Origin of the sequence: Pseudoalteromonas sp. SCQQ13, from assembly GCF_015864415.1 — a bacterium.
In the GTDB taxonomy this organism is placed as follows: Bacteria; Pseudomonadota; Gammaproteobacteria; order Enterobacterales; family Alteromonadaceae; genus Pseudoalteromonas; species Pseudoalteromonas nigrifaciens.
Genome location: NZ_JADYXG010000001.1, coordinates 164451 through 179176, shown reverse-complemented (window position 1 = coordinate 179176; position 14726 = coordinate 164451). Strand labels below are relative to the sequence as shown.

General features: G+C 40.3%; 13 protein-coding genes. 6 read left to right on the top strand and 7 right to left on the bottom strand.

Annotated features, from left to right (window positions below; genetic code table 11):
* Positions 1-21 precede the first annotated feature (21 nt).
* From hisH to hisG, 5 genes are read right to left on the bottom strand one after another with little or no spacing between them, the layout of a single operon-like run.
* Positions 22-612, bottom strand: coding sequence for an imidazole glycerol phosphate synthase subunit HisH (gene hisH, locus I6F41_RS00730; protein WP_197107499.1), 591 nt, complete (start codon positions 610-612; stop codon positions 22-24).
* Complete coding sequence (hisB, locus tag I6F41_RS00725; protein WP_192531739.1) at positions 609-1670, bottom strand: bifunctional histidinol-phosphatase/imidazoleglycerol-phosphate dehydratase HisB; 1062 nt, start codon at positions 1668-1670, stop codon at positions 609-611. Before hisB ends, hisH begins: the two co-directional genes overlap by 4 nt.
* Positions 1667-2776, bottom strand: coding sequence for a histidinol-phosphate transaminase (gene hisC / locus I6F41_RS00720; protein WP_197107497.1), 1110 nt, complete (start codon positions 2774-2776; stop codon positions 1667-1669). The genes hisB and hisC overlap by 4 nt, the downstream gene beginning before the upstream one ends.
* Positions 2766-4067 (bottom strand): histidinol dehydrogenase, encoded by a 1302-nt coding sequence (gene hisD / locus I6F41_RS00715; RefSeq protein WP_197107495.1) that lies wholly within the window; start codon positions 4065-4067, stop codon positions 2766-2768. Before hisD ends, hisC begins: the two co-directional genes overlap by 11 nt.
* Positions 4068-4072: 5 nt before the next feature.
* The gene (gene hisG, locus I6F41_RS00710) at positions 4073-4972 is read right to left on the bottom strand and encodes an ATP phosphoribosyltransferase (RefSeq protein WP_011330118.1); all 900 of its coding nucleotides are present in this window, start codon (positions 4970-4972) and stop codon (positions 4073-4075) included.
* 397 nt (positions 4973-5369) lie between these two features.
* Here hisG and I6F41_RS00705 point away from each other — a divergent pair, with 397 nt between their 5' ends.
* Entirely contained in the window at positions 5370-5606 is a 237-nt protein-coding gene (locus I6F41_RS00705) for a hypothetical protein (RefSeq protein WP_011330119.1), read from the top strand.
* Between the two features lie 108 nt (positions 5607-5714).
* Here the strand turns inward: I6F41_RS00705 and I6F41_RS00700 are convergent, their stop codons facing one another.
* Positions 5715-7010 (bottom strand): cation:proton antiporter, encoded by a 1296-nt coding sequence (locus I6F41_RS00700; RefSeq protein ID WP_086993462.1) that lies wholly within the window; start codon positions 7008-7010, stop codon positions 5715-5717.
* A 334-nt stretch (positions 7011-7344) separates the two neighbouring features.
* Between I6F41_RS00700 and I6F41_RS00695 the strand changes: the two genes are divergently transcribed.
* The 3 genes from I6F41_RS00695 (at position 7345) to I6F41_RS00685 (ending at position 10381) form a co-directional block, all read left to right on the top strand.
* Positions 7345-9261: an ATP-dependent DNA helicase gene (locus tag I6F41_RS00695; RefSeq protein WP_197107493.1), complete on the top strand. Its 1917-nt coding sequence runs from the start codon at positions 7345-7347 to the stop codon at positions 9259-9261.
* Between the two features lie 9 nt (positions 9262-9270).
* Entirely contained in the window at positions 9271-9975 is a 705-nt protein-coding gene (gene tsaB, locus I6F41_RS00690; RefSeq protein WP_197107491.1) for a tRNA (adenosine(37)-N6)-threonylcarbamoyltransferase complex dimerization subunit type 1 TsaB, read from the top strand.
* Positions 9976-10051: 76 nt separating this feature from the next.
* Positions 10052-10381, top strand: coding sequence for a hypothetical protein (locus I6F41_RS00685; RefSeq protein ID WP_197107489.1), 330 nt, complete (start codon positions 10052-10054; stop codon positions 10379-10381).
* A 91-nt stretch (positions 10382-10472) separates the two neighbouring features.
* Here the strand turns inward: I6F41_RS00685 and I6F41_RS00680 are convergent, their stop codons facing one another.
* Positions 10473-11762: an alkaline phosphatase gene (locus tag I6F41_RS00680; RefSeq protein WP_011330124.1), complete on the bottom strand. Its 1290-nt coding sequence runs from the start codon at positions 11760-11762 to the stop codon at positions 10473-10475.
* A gap of 324 nt (positions 11763-12086) precedes the next feature.
* Between I6F41_RS00680 and I6F41_RS00675 the strand changes: the two genes are divergently transcribed.
* Complete coding sequence (locus tag I6F41_RS00675) at positions 12087-12938, top strand: alpha/beta hydrolase (protein ID WP_011330125.1); 852 nt, start codon at positions 12087-12089, stop codon at positions 12936-12938.
* A gap of 114 nt (positions 12939-13052) precedes the next feature.
* Positions 13053-14705: a long-chain-fatty-acid--CoA ligase FadD gene (gene fadD, locus I6F41_RS00670; protein WP_041454942.1), complete on the top strand. Its 1653-nt coding sequence runs from the start codon at positions 13053-13055 to the stop codon at positions 14703-14705.
* The last annotated feature ends 21 nt before the right edge of the window (positions 14706-14726 follow it).

Here is a 14726-nt window from a genome sequence, read left to right as displayed (position 1 = left end):
TATTAATAGATGAGGGGCAGCCTACAACTGCCAATCAACAAAATTTTGTAATAAACGCGCGCCTATTTTAGCGCTGCGCTCTGGGTGAAACTGCATGCCGGCATAGTTATCTTTGGCCACTATGGCCGAAAAACGTTGTCCGTACTCGCCACTTACTAATGTGGCGTTGTTTACCGTGTGCGCAAAGCTGTGTACAAAGTACACTTGCTCGTCGGGTGTTAGTCCTTTTGTTAAGGCATGCTCTTTATTTATGGTTAAATTGTTCCAGCCCATATGCGGTGACGTAAGTTGACCTACATCAAGCGCTTTTACATGCCCAGGTATTTTACCTAAGCACTGCACGTTACCTTCTTCGGTGCTTTCGCACAGTAACTGCATACCTAAGCAAATACCCATTAGCGGGCGCTGGTATTCGTTTATAGCGTGTTGCCAACCGTTATCTACTAAGCGTTTCATGGCAACCGAAGCATGGCCAACACCGGGTAATATAGCGCGCTCAAAACCCGCTAACTGCTCTGGAGAGGTAATTACAGTTGGCGTTTGTCCTAAACGTTCAAAGGCAAAACGCACTGAGTTTATATTAGCGCACCCGGTATTTATTATCGCAATCATAAACACCCTTTAGAGCTAGCAGTTTGCTGGCTAATATCTTGCGCTATTGCCATGCGCAGTGCGCGAGAAAATGCTTTAAATAACCCCTCTACTTGATGATGGCAGTTACCGTCGCTTACCGATAAAATTAGGCTAATTGCGGCGTTATCGCTTAAGCTTTTGAAAAAATGCTCAACCATTTGTACATCTAAATCGCCTGCTTTTTCGCGGCTAAAATTAGCGTTAAGTACAAACGAAGCACGCCCCGATAAATCAATTTGTGCTTCGGCTTTACATTCATCCATTGGCAGGGCAAAACCATAGCGAGCAATTTGCGATTTAGTGCCTAAGGCTTGTTTAAGTGCAACACCTAGAGCAATACCTATGTCTTCAACAAGGTGGTGCTCGTCTATGTGCAAATCGCCTTTGGCTTTAATGTTTAAACCAATGTTGGCGTGGGTGCGAATTTGATCAAGCATATGATCAAAAAAGCCAAGGCCGGTATCTATACTGCCGTTTTTAGTTTGATCTAAGTTTATTGCTACATCTATTTGAGTTTCTTTGGTATTACGTGTAACGCGGCCCTCGCGGTTTGCGGTAGTTAGTTTAGTAACTATTGCACTCCAATCGCCATCGTACAAAATACCTTCGCAACATAAATTTTGCGCCAGGCCTATATCAGTTTCACGGTCGCCAATTACAAAAGAGCGCGCTAAATCTACTTTGCCTGAGCGCATTAGCTCGGTAAGTAAACCTGTTTTAGGTTTACGGCAATCGCAGTTTTGCTCGTCAAAGTGTGGGCAAATTAATACCTCGTCAAAGTTAATGCCTTGGCTTTGTAGTATGTCCATCATTTTGTCTTGGGCTAGATCAAAATCCTGTGTAGGAAAGCTGTCGGTGCCTAAACCATCTTGGTTAGATACCATTACTAAGCGATAGCCTGCTGCTTGTAATTGTAATAATGCGGGCATTACACCGGGTAAAAACGCCAGCTTTTCAAGGCTGTCTACCTGTTTATCGGTAATTGGCTCTTCAATTATGGTGCCGTCGCGGTCAATAAATAAATAGGGGTTACTCATGATACTTCCTGTTGTGCTGAAATTGCTGAGGCTGTTGGCAATGCTAGGCCATCAAGCCAAATTTTTACTTGTTTAAGTTCTTGTTCGCTACCAATTGAAATGCGTAGCCAGTCGCTTTCACCATATAAGGTAAAAGCGCGCATAACCAAACCTTGCTCAAGTGCGATTTTAAAATAGTTTTTATCGGCTAACTTTAAAGTAACAAAGTTACCTTCACCAGTGAGAATTTTTAATACAGCAGGCGATTCACTTAGCCACTGTACAAGTTTAGCTTTTAAAGCGTTTAAAATAATCACTTGGCGGCGCATTGAGGTAATTGCATCGGGAGCAATTGCTTGCGCTGCAATACTTGCTACTACGCCAGATACCGGATACGGCGCTATTACTTTACGAATTGGCGCAAGAGTTGCTGCTTGTGCAAGCGTAAAACCGGTTCTAAGGCCTGCCAGTGCAAATGCTTTTGAAAGGGTACGTAGCACCACTACATTACTAAATTGGTTTATTAATTTTGTAGCGCTTTGCTCTGGGCAAAATTCTATATAGGCTTCATCAACAATAACCAATGCTTTACCCGTTAGTGCTGTTGCAATTGCGGTCACTTTATCAAGTGGGGTTAAGCTGCCTGTGGGGTTATTTGGGTTACAAATAAATACCAATTTTGAGCTGCCAACCGCATCTACTATTTCATCAACACTGCCATTTAATAATACCGCTTGTGTTAGTGCGTTAATGGCGACATTGTGTGTATCGGCAGTGACTTTATACATGCCGTAAGTTGGCAAAAATAGCGCAATGCTGTCTTTTGCGCTTTCGCAGTATGTTCGCACTAAAAGCTCTATGCCTTCGTCGGCACCACGGGTCATTAGCACGTTTTCGCTTTCAAGCTCTGCATACGCCGCGTAGCGATCAATAACCAGTTGTGGTTGTGGATCTGGATAGCGGTTTAAATCTTCAACACTCAGCTGGATGGTTTTAGCATACGGACTTTCGTTGGCATTTAACCAAGTTGTGCCGCTTAACTTTTCACTTTTAGCTGAGCTGTAAGCAGCAAGCGCTGCAATATTTGCTGGTAATAAGTTATTAGCTTGCGTGCTCTCATTGCTCATTTTTAATTGCCTCTAAGCGAATTGAAACCGCATTTGCGTGAGCATCAAGGCCCTCGGCATTTGCAAGGGGTAAAATAGCTTTTGAAAGCTGGGTTAAACCACTTTTAGTAATTGTTTGCACTGTGTAGGTGCGAAAAAAATCAAGTAAGTTCAAGCTAGAATAGCTTGCGCTATAACCATAGGTTGGCAATACGTGATTAGTACCTGATGCATAATCGCCTGCCGATTCAGGCGTATAATCGCCCACAAATACTGAGCCCGCATTTTTAACTTTATCTAGGTAGGGTGTGGAGTCTGCTAGTTGCAAAATTAAGTGCTCAGGGCCGTACTGCGCTGATACGTCAAACGCTTGTGCGACTGAGTCAACTAAAATAAGTGACGAGTTAGCCAATGCTTGCTCGGCGGTTTCTTTGCGGCTTAATTTAGCAAGTTGGCGAGTAAGCGCCTGCTGAGTTTGCTCTATAATACTTTCGCTGTTACATAATAAAATAACTTGCGAGTCAGCACCGTGCTCTGCTTGTGAGAGTAAATCGGCGGCTATAAATTCTGGGTTTGCACGTTCATCTGCAATAACTAATACTTCAGATGGGCCTGCAGGCATATCAATGGCCATGCCAGGTACAGTTTGCGCCACAAGTTGCTTAGCCATAGTGACAAAGCTATTACCTGGGCCAAAAATTTTATTTACTTTAGGCACTGACTCTGTGCCATAAGCCATTGCTGCAATTGCGCCTGCGCCACCACTTTCTATTAGCGTGGTAATGCCGCATAATTTTGCTGCGTATAAAATAGCGGGGTTAATGGCTTTATCGCCTTGTACGGGGGTAGCAAGTACAACGGTTTTTGCACCGCTTAATTGGGCTAATACACCTTGCATAATAACCGATGATGGCAGCGGTGCACTGCCACCGGGTACATATATACCTACAGCTTCGATGGCTTGATATTTCAGTTCACACACAACGCCCGGTTGGGTCGATAATTTAATATCTTCAGGTAATTGCGCTTCATGAAAACATTTTACATTTGCATAAGCGGTATCAATGGCATACTTAAGCTCTGCACTGAGCGCCTGCTCAGATGCGTTTATTTCATCAAGCGGCACACGTAAACGTGGATTCGCTCTATTATCAAACTCTTTAGCCATGTCTAGCAAAGCCTCGTCGCCTTGCTCTTTTACTTTAGCTAAAATAGTTTTACATATAGCTTCAACCTTAGCGCTGGCCGAAACCGCAGGGCGTGTTAGCGCCGCTGCTTGTGCTTGTGAAGATTCCTCATTCCAACGAAGCATGTTACTTACTCCATCATTTTTTCAATAGGCATAACTAAAATTGAGTTAGCACCTAGGGCTTTTAGCTGCTCCATGGTTTCCCAAAATAAAGTTTCGCTGCTTACCATGTGCAGTGCTACATAATCATCACTACCGGCAAGGGCAAGTAGGGTAGGTTGACCAGAGCCAGGCAAAATTTCGCAAATTTCTTCAAGCTTATTTTTTGGCGCGTGTAGCATAATGTATTTGCTTTCTTTAGCTTGTCTAACACCACGTAGGCGCGGCATAAGCTTATTAATAAGTGCTAATTTATCGGTATCTTGTAGGTCTTTATTTTGAATTAAACAAGCGTTTGATTCTAAAATAGTATCGCCTTGCATTAATCCATTCGCTTCAAGCGTTGCGCCAGTAGAAACCAAGTCACAAATTGCATCAGCAAGGCCTGCACGTGGCGCTACTTCAACCGAGCCGGTAAGCATAACCGTGCTGGCGTTAATGCCTTCGCGTTTTAAGTACTGTTTTAAAATTTCAGGGTAGGTTGTAGCAATGCGCTTGCCTTCAAACCAGCTCTTGTCTTGCTTACCAAGCTCTTGTGGCCACGCTAGTGCTAGGCGGCAGTAGCCAAAGTCTAGTTTAGACAGTTTAGTTACTTCGCTTGGGATACCTTGGCGTAAACGCTCAGCTTGCACTTCTACTAGTACGTTTTCACCCACTATACCTAAATCACATACGCCTTCCATTACTAAGCCCGGAATATCGTCATCGCGCACACGTAATACATCAATTGGCATATTAGTTGAGTGTGCAATTAAGCGTTGTTCACGAAGGTTAAGTTTGATACCTAGCTGTTTAAGTAGCTCTTGGCAATCTTTTGAAAGGCGGCCGCCCTTTTGGATGGCGATACGTAGACGATTACTGTTGTTCATTATTCATTTTCCTTTAATTTAAAAACTAAAAACCCCGAGGCGGAACCTCAGGGCGAAAATGAATCAATTTTTTATGACTCGCCAGAGGTTCCTTTTAGGAATAACCTCTCAGCGAAAGACCTGACAGGTTATTCCGATGAATGGTGGTGATGTACTGATGTCAGGTTTAAGCGCATTTTATTGTCCTATTTAACAAACGTTTATATAGTTAACGTGTGTTGTTATGTATCTCGATTTGTGCGTATTATAAAAACATAAAGCAGCATAATATGGCAAGCCTTTTTTTGCATAATTAAAGAATATGTTATAACCGCCGATATAAACTAGGATTAATGTATATTAACTTAAGCTTTAAAAGCTCATACCATAAATTGATTTTGGTATTGAAGGAGGATGTATGGATATTATGATCCCCTACTTAGGGCCAATTACGCGTTTAGCGCTCGAGCCTAAAGGGGCTTTTTATATTGCGGGCGTAAAACAAGGTGCGAGTACTGACAAAGTCGCATTAGACGAGCGTAAAAAACGTGAGTTAGAAAAAAAACAAAAGCTTTCACTTATCAACGAAAACACCGATAACTCGGGTATTAAAAAAGATGAAGACGGTACGCCGCACCTAGATACATGGGCATAAGTTGTTAAGCTGCGTTATTAAGCGCAGCTACAAAACAGATCAAATACGCCCCAAAGTAGGCGCTATTTGATCATGTATATAACCAGTTAACCGCAGCAAAGTAATAGCTTAATTAGCCGTTTTTTTAGTTTGCTCTGCAGATGCAATACTGCTGTGAATAAGTGGTGAAATAGTTAAACCTTGAATAATAATTGAAAAAATCACCACTACATAGGTCACAATTACAATTAGGTTATGTAAATCAGAGCCGCCAATAAAAACTTCTTCACGGGGTATGGCCGCTGCCATGGCTAATGCTAAGCCACCTCTTAATCCGCCCCAGGTTAATATTTTAACGCTATGCTTGTCGTAACTTCTAAATTGTTTAAACAATACAAAAGGGGCACCTACACTAATAAAACGGGCTATAAGCACAGCAGGTATCATCAGCAAGCCTACGCCAATTTCACTTAGCGTAATGGGCATGGTCACTATGAGCATGCCAATAATTAAAAACAGTAGCGCATTTAAAAAGCTGTCCGTGGCATGCCAAAAGTCTTTTACATAACGGGTATCATCGGGCCCGGTGCGTTCAGTGGCTTTAGAGCGAGTAATATTACCTAACAAAATACCGCTGGTTACCATAGCAAGCGCGCCCGATATTTCCCATAAATTAGCCGCTGCAAATCCTGCGCTTGGGATAGTGAGAGTAATAAGCAAGCGAATATTTACGTCGCGACTATTAATAATTAAAAAGTGGCCAACCAGTGCAATAGCCAAGCCAAACGCTATACCACCAAGGGCATCAACAAAAAACAGCTCGGCTATATCTTTAAAGTTTGCATCGGTACCATAAAAGGCTACTGAAAAAATAGTGGTAAATATAACTAAACCAATCCCATCGTTAAAAAGCGATTCGCCCTCAACTTGTACCGAAATACCCTCAGGTGCACGCATTTGCTTAATGATAGCCAGTACTGCAATTGGGTCGGTGGGGCTAATTAATGCACCAAATAATAAACAGTATATAAAAGGCACTGGCCAGCCAAAGGCTGCAAATAAGTAAAAACTTAAATAGCCAACTATAAAAGTAGAAACCAAGGTAGAAAACAAGACTAAAACGGTTATTTCCCAGCGTTGTTTTTTAAGAGCTTGCAGGTTAATTTCCAGTGCGCCGGCAAACAACAAAAAGCCTAGCATGCCTTTAAGAAGTAACTCATTAAAGTTAATACTCGAGACAATTTGGGTCATAGCTAACGCGTTTTGATCGCCCAAAAGCTTAACGGCAATGATCAACAATAATGAAATGACAACCGAGCCTGTGGTAATGGCAATAGTGGTTTGCATTTTAAGAATATATTGATTTGCAAATGCAATAAAAATAGCAAGTGCAGAAAGAAAGCAAATGAGGTACCAAGCATTCATCGATTAACCTTAATTAATTATAAGCGACACACAAAAAGCGAGTTTCAAGGCTGCTATGGTACTCCTGTCATATTATAGTGTCACAATATTTATAGGCGAATTAGGCGTTTAATTTAACTTTACTATCGCAACTGGTTAATAGTAAATGAGCCATTGTTAATAGTGTTGTCATAACTTTAAAGCTAAGTTAGTAATAACGTGTCTTGGTAATTTAGGATGAATAATTAAAATGAAGATTTTATTTTATAAATAGCGTCATAAAAGTAAAACTACTTTGTAATTACTTGCCCTTGGTGGTTAGCTTACGTAAAATCGCGCTATTATTTATTGTAAAGTGATTGGTATTATCAAACAGCTGTTTAGTGCAACCGGGCCTTTGGCGTTATCTTTAGATGGGTATACACCACGACAGCCACAAATAGATATGGCCGTTGCCGTTGCTGATGCGTTAAAAAATAGCTCACAACTAGTAGTTGAAGCCGGTACGGGCACAGGAAAAACCTTTGCCTATTTAGCCCCCGCGCTTAAATCAAAAGGTAAAACCATCATATCTACGGGCTCTAAAGCCCTGCAAGAGCAGTTATATCATCGCGACTTACCTCAACTCGTAAAAGCGTTAAGTGCTTCTAAAAAAACGGCATTATTAAAAGGCAGAGCAAACTACTTATGTACTTATCGACTTAATCAGCATGTGGCTCATGTACCTACCGACGATTCTGATGTAATGCACCAATTAGCTATGGTGGCTAAGTTTGCCAGCGAAACACAGTCAGGCGACTTAGCCGACTGTGTTGGTATAGAAGACGATGCAAAAGTATTACCTTATGTAAACTCCACCGCAGACAACTGTTTAGGCAAAGAATGCCCCGACTTTCAGGCTTGTTATATAAGAAAAGCACGCTTAAATGCGGCTGATGCCGATATAGTGGTAATTAACCATCATTTATTTTTTGCTGATATGGCGGTAAAAGACAGTGGTTTTGCAGAGCTGATGCCCACAGCAGATGCTTATATATTTGACGAAGCACACCAATTAAGCGAAATTGCTAGTGATTACTTTGGCGAAAGCGTTAGCACTAAAAAGCTGGTGGATTTAATAAACGATTTACGCGCCATTTATCGAGCCGAAATCCCTGACATGCTGCAGCTAGGTAAAAGCTTAAATAAACTCGAAACCAGTGTTGCCGATTTACGCCTGCAGTTTGGCGTTGATGGCAGCCGTGGTGATTGGCGCGCCAAGCTCAGCGATAAGCAAATTTGCGCCGCGTTGCATCGGGTTATTAGCGACCTAGACTTTGTTTATCAGGTATTAAAACTTTGCTTAGACAGAAGCGATAAAATAGAGCACCCGTTTGAACGTGCACTGGCATTTAAAGGCCAGTTGGAGCGGGTATTCGATACTACACAAACAGGTTTTAGTTATTGGTATGAAACCACCCGCCGTTATTTAACTATTAATATAACGCCATTAAATGTATCAGTTAAATTTGCTAAAATGATGGCCGATACAGGCGCAGGGTTTGTATTTACCTCGGCTACATTGTCCGTCGATAATCAGCTTAGCCACTTTAACGCCAGCCTTGGACTAACACCCAAACAAAGCATGATGGTAGATAGCCCGTTTGATTATCCAAACCAAGCACTGCTGTGTTTGCCGCGTTACTTACCTGAGTCGCACGCAGACAATATGCCCCACGCAATTGTAAAATTAACGCTGGAACTGATTAAGTCGGCTAAAGGACGCTGTTTTGTGCTTTTTACAAGTTACCGTATGATGCATTTAGTAGCCGAAGGGCTTACTACGCAAATAGACTACCCAGTTTATATGCAAGGACAAATGTCGAAACGTATTATTTTAGAAAAGTTTACCCGTCATGGTAATGCAGTGCTATTAGGGACGGCTTCATTTTGGGAAGGGGTTGATGTACGCGGCAGTACGCTAAGCTGTGTTATTATTGATAAGCTTCCATTTGCCGCACCAGATGACCCTTTACTACAAGCTAAAATGCAAGACTGCCAAATGCAAGGAAAAGATCCCTTTGCACATATACAATTACCACAAGCAGTTATTGCGCTTAAGCAAGGAGTAGGGCGGTTAATACGCGACAGTAAAGACAAAGGCGTACTTGTAATATGCGATAATCGCTTAGTTACACGCCAGTACGGGCAAGTATTTTTAAAGAGCTTACCGCCAATGCGCCGCACGCGAAGCTTAGAAGATGCCAATAAATTTTTACAACAAATTAATTAGAGTAATAAAATGATCAAAAGTAATATTCTTGCCCTTGATGCGTCTACCGAAGCGCTATCAATTGTTTTACATTTTAAGGGGCAAACATTTCATCATTTTGAAGAATGCCCGCAGCAGCATAGTCAAAAAATACTGCCATTAATAGATCAGCTATTAACCAGCGCAAACTGTAAATTAAAAGACTTAGACGTAATTGGCTTTGGTCAAGGTCCTGGTAGTTTTACGGGAGTACGTATTAGTGTAGCTATTGCACAAGGCCTTGCATATTCAACTAAATTGCCACTTGTAGGGGTATCTACGTTAGCTATTATGGCGCAACAAGCGTTTGAGCAACACGGCCATGAAAGTGTTTATCCCAGTATTGACGCCCGCATGGGAGAGATTTACTTTGCGCATTACCAAGTACAAAACGGCTTAATGCAATTAGTTAATCAAGAATGCGTAATTAAACCTGAGTTGTTAAATCAAGATTATATAGCCAATAGTGCACCACAATCGGTTGCTGTAGGTACAGGGTTTAAAACATACCCTGATGCGTTGAATGATTTTGATAACGTAACTATTAATAGCGAGATCACACTGCCTGATGCACGCTACATGCTAGCATTTGTAGAGGTAGGCTTTTTAGCGGGTAACGTTGTAAAAGCAAGCGATGCACAGCCTAAATATGTACGCGATACTGTTACTTGGAAAAAGCTTCCAGGTCGAGAGTGAAAATTAAATAACGAGTATTTGCAAATTGGTTGTTTTTAAATCATAATTTTAAATAGATTAAGATTGGAGACGCGTAATGACGCTGCCTATTGGTTCAGGTTTTTTTACCGGAGATATTCCGGGTAGAGTTAGCTCTACTAAAGTAGTTACTAATAAACCACAAGGTTTGTTAGAGCATACTGCTGCGCCAAAAACGAATACCGATTATGTTAAAAACAGTCGTGAAGGCGTAGAGTTAGCCAATCAGTTTTTTAAAGCGAACGCCGCAAATACACAATATAATCAAACTATTTACGACCAACCCTCAGCACAAGTAAGCAAGGCTATTTCCACTTATACCGAATTTGCAAATTTAGAACGACGTGCTGAAGTGCAAGATTTAATTGGTGTAGACATTTACGCTTAAATTACTCAAATATAAAATTTAAAAATAAAAAGCCCGAACATATTAGATGCTCGGGCTTTTTGTTTGTTACATATTCATTGTTTCTAATACGTTATTTTTCTATAAATGCAATTAGCTTATCGGCAATGTCAGTATTGTTTTGTGAGCCCGTAAATTGCTCGCTACCTTTACCATAGGCAAATACTTGTACATCAACTGCTGTGTGGCCACCAGTTGTCCAGCCAGTAAAGCTGGCATCGTTAATAATACTTTTAATGGCTAAATTTAAAGGCTTTTTACCCATTTTTTTAGCTTGCTCAAGTTTAATTTGGTGCTCAGCACTAAACTCAATATTAGTATTAGCCGACCAAACTGTTTTTAAATCACTGGCATCCATTAATAGCGAGGTTAATTTACCAGCCGAGGCTTTAACGCCTTTAACTATTTCGGTATCCCACTTGTATTGTCCGTGGGCACCAAGTGTTAAACCACCTGTTGAGTGATCTGCGGTAACAATTAAAATCGTGTCTTGGTTTTTATCAACGTATGCTTTTGCTTTTTCGACCGATTTAGCAAAATCGTCCATTTCTGCCATAGCACAGGCTATATCGTTAGCATGGCCACACCAGTCAATTTGGCTACCTTCAATCATCACAAAAAAGCCTTCTTTGTTTTGGCCATCTAATAAATCAAGTGTTTTAGTGGTTAATCGTGCAAGGCGATTGGGGTGCTCATCAATTGCGTATGGAAGGCCTTTTTCGGCGTATAAACCAATGGCAGGGAGCTGCGTAATTTGGCCTAGGTTATTAATGTCGTCGGAGTATTGATAACCAGCGGCTTTAAATTCTTCAATTAAGTTACGGTCCTCACGAATAAAATATTTAGTCCCTCCACCTAGCATTAAATCAACGGGTAGCTTGCCCGCAATTTTATTGTCAATGTAATCATTAGCAATTTCATCGTAGTTACCGCGAGATTCATTATGAGCTGCAAAGCTTGCCGGTGTGGCGTGGTTAATTTGCAAAGTAGCGACAAGTGCCGTGGTCATACCGCGCTCTTTTGCAATTTCTAACATCGTTTTAACGGGCTTTTTATTGGTATCTACGCCAATAGCACCGTTATAGCTTTTATGGCCGCTGCTTAACGCTGTAGCGCTTGCTGCGCTGTCGGTAACATAAGTATGATCGTCTGGGTAGGTGTGTGCCATGCCAGTTAAAATAGTATCGAATACAGTGCTTTCAATTGCTTTAGTGTTCGAATCGTCTTTAAAGTAGCGATAAGCAGTTGTATAAGCTGGGCCCATACCATCGCCAATCATATAAATAATATTTTTTGGTGCCGAATCTGCATAAGCACCTGTTGCGCTGCATAAAAGCGCCAATAAACTGAGCTGTTTTTTCATGTTTGTACCTTTTAAATGTACTTAATTTAATAGCTTGGAGTTATTGTATACAGTTAATATGATAAATAAATTAATATCGATGAACGACTAAAGCAAAGTGTTAAAGTTATATTGCGCTTAAGCTTTATTAAATCAGGATCACATAAACTAACTTACTTGCTTAGTTATAATTACTCCTTTGTTTTAAATTAGTTGGTAGCAAATACCTATCATTAAAGGTTACATTGTCTATAACTACTGAAGGATAGATTTAAAAACACCTTTTAAAACACGTTAGAGCTAACAGTTATAAATAATCATTAATAAAATTAATAGGGGTGTGCTGTGGAACCATTTAATATTCAAATCAATAATTTAAATATTCATGGTTTAAAAACGGGGAGTGGAGATGAAGTTGTAATTGCGCTACATGGCTGGCTTGATAATAGTGCAAGTTATATCCCTATGTTAGCAAATGCCAAAGTGCAGCAAACGTGGTATTGCCTTGATTTTGCCGGACACGGATTGTCGTCATGGCGTAGCGACGACGCACACTATTATTTTGTAGATTATATTGATGATATATATCAGTTTATAAATACTCTAGGGGTAAAAAAAATACATTTAGTAGGGCACTCTATGGGAGCTATGGTGGCGGGTGTGTTTGCAAGCTGCTTTAGTGACTATGTAACGTCTGTAACATTTATAGAAGGAATAGGGTGCGTAACAACCCCAAGTGAAGAAGTAACGCAACAACTTAAAAGTGCTATTTTAAACCGAGACAGGCTAAAAAATAAAAAGCCAAGAGTGTATCAATCGAAAGAGCAAATACACCAAGCACGTGCGCAAACAACAGACTTAAGTAGCCAGCTTATTGAGGTATTAATGGCGCGCAATATTAAAACAATTAAAAATGGATTTGCATTAACAACCGACCCAAAGCTTAAAAATCATTCAGGTTTTAGGTTTGATGAGGCGCAATGTATTGGTGCAATAAAAAATTTAATTGCGCCATGTCAGTTAATACTAGGGGATACAGGCTACACTTTTGTAAAACAAAATTTAGAAAACTATGCTAAATATTACAATAGCTTAAATGTAATAACTGTAGAGGGCGGGCATCACTGTCATATGCAAAGTAGTGCGCACTGTTTTGAACAGATTCAAGCATTTATGGTGCAAAGTAGCGTGTGTTAATTGTATATTAGCGTTAAATGTGGGATTATTCTTCATTAGAGTATTTGCTCAATTGTCAAAGTGCCTTACTTAGATTAAGGTTAATAAAAATATAACTATAAACAGGGGCTAAGAGTGGAAAAAATTTGGCTTAAGCGCTACCCAGAAGGTATGCCTGAAACTATCGATCCTGAGCACTATGCCTCATTACTCGAAGTGTTTGAAAAAAGTTTTACCGACTACAAAGATTTACCCGCATTTACAAATATGGGTAAAACCTTGTCTTATGATGAAATTGATACTGCAACTAAAAAAGTTGCGTCTTATATTCAAAATGATTTAGGCCTTAAAAAATGTGACAAAGTGGCAGTTATGATGCCTAATTTGTTACAAACGCCCATTGCTATTTTAGGTATTTTACGTGCAGGCTGTGTTGTTGTTAATGTAAACCCACTCTACACAGTGCGTGAACTTGAGCACCAACTTAAAGATTCTGATACTTCAGCAATTTTTATATTGGCTAATTTTGCCGATACACTCGAAAAGGCATTACCCCATACCGATGTTAAACATATTGTTGTTACCCAAGTAGGTGACATGATGGGTGGCATTAAAAAGCATGTTGTAAACTTTGTTGTTAAGTACATTAAAAAGATGGTGCCAAGCTACACTTTGCCAAATACCATTAATTTTTGCGACTTACTTAAAGCCGACGAAAATGCCTATGTACGCCCAGAGGTTAACTTAAGTGATTTAGCTTTTTTACAATATACCGGCGGAACAACGGGTGTATCTAAAGGCGCAATGTTAAGCCACGGTAATATGGTAGGTAATCTTGAGCAAGTTTCAGGATGTTTAGACCCAGTGCTTGAGCGCGGTAAAGAAGTGGTAATAACTGCGTTACCGCTTTACCATATTTTTGCATTAACGGCTAACTGCTTAACATTTATGAAGTACGGCGGATTAAATGTACTTATAACTAACCCACGCGACATGCCTGGTTTTATTAAAGAATTAAGTAAAGCTAAATTTACTGCTATTACGGGTGTAAATACTTTATTTAATGGTTTGTTAAACACGCCAGGATTTGCCGAACTTGATTTTAGTCACTTAAAAATGTCATTAGGCGGCGGTATGGCTGTACAACGCCCAGTTGCTGAAAAATGGCAAACAGTTACAAAATCTAAATTAATGGAAGGGTATGGTTTAACCGAGTGTTCTCCTTTAGTTACCGTTAGTCCTTATGACTTAACGGCATATAATGGCTCAATTGGTTTACCGGCTCCAAGTACCGAAATCAAATTAATTCTTGATAATGGCCAAGAAGCAGCAAAAGGTGAACCAGGAGAGCTTTGGGTTAAAGGCCCGCAAGTTATGCTTGGTTACTACAAACGCCCAGATGCAACCGCTGAGAGCTTACAAGATGGCTGGTTTGCTACCGGTGACATAGCAACTTATGACGACGAAGGTTTCTTTTATATAGTCGATCGTAAAAAAGATATGATTATTGTCTCGGGCTTTAATGTATTCCCTAACGAAATTGAAGAAGTTGTTGCCATGCACGACGGGGTGCTTGAAGTAGCAGCTATTGGTATCCCTCACGATACGAGTGGTGAACAAGTTAAAGTTTTTGTTGTAAAAAAAGACCCTTCTTTAACTGAAAAAGATATAATAAAACACTGTCGTGATAATTTAACTAATTATAAGGTGCCTAAGCTTGTTGAGTTTAGGGATGAGTTACCTAAAACTAACGTAGGTAAAATACTCAGAAGAGCCTTGAAAGATTAGCAACCATTAAAAAAGCCGACA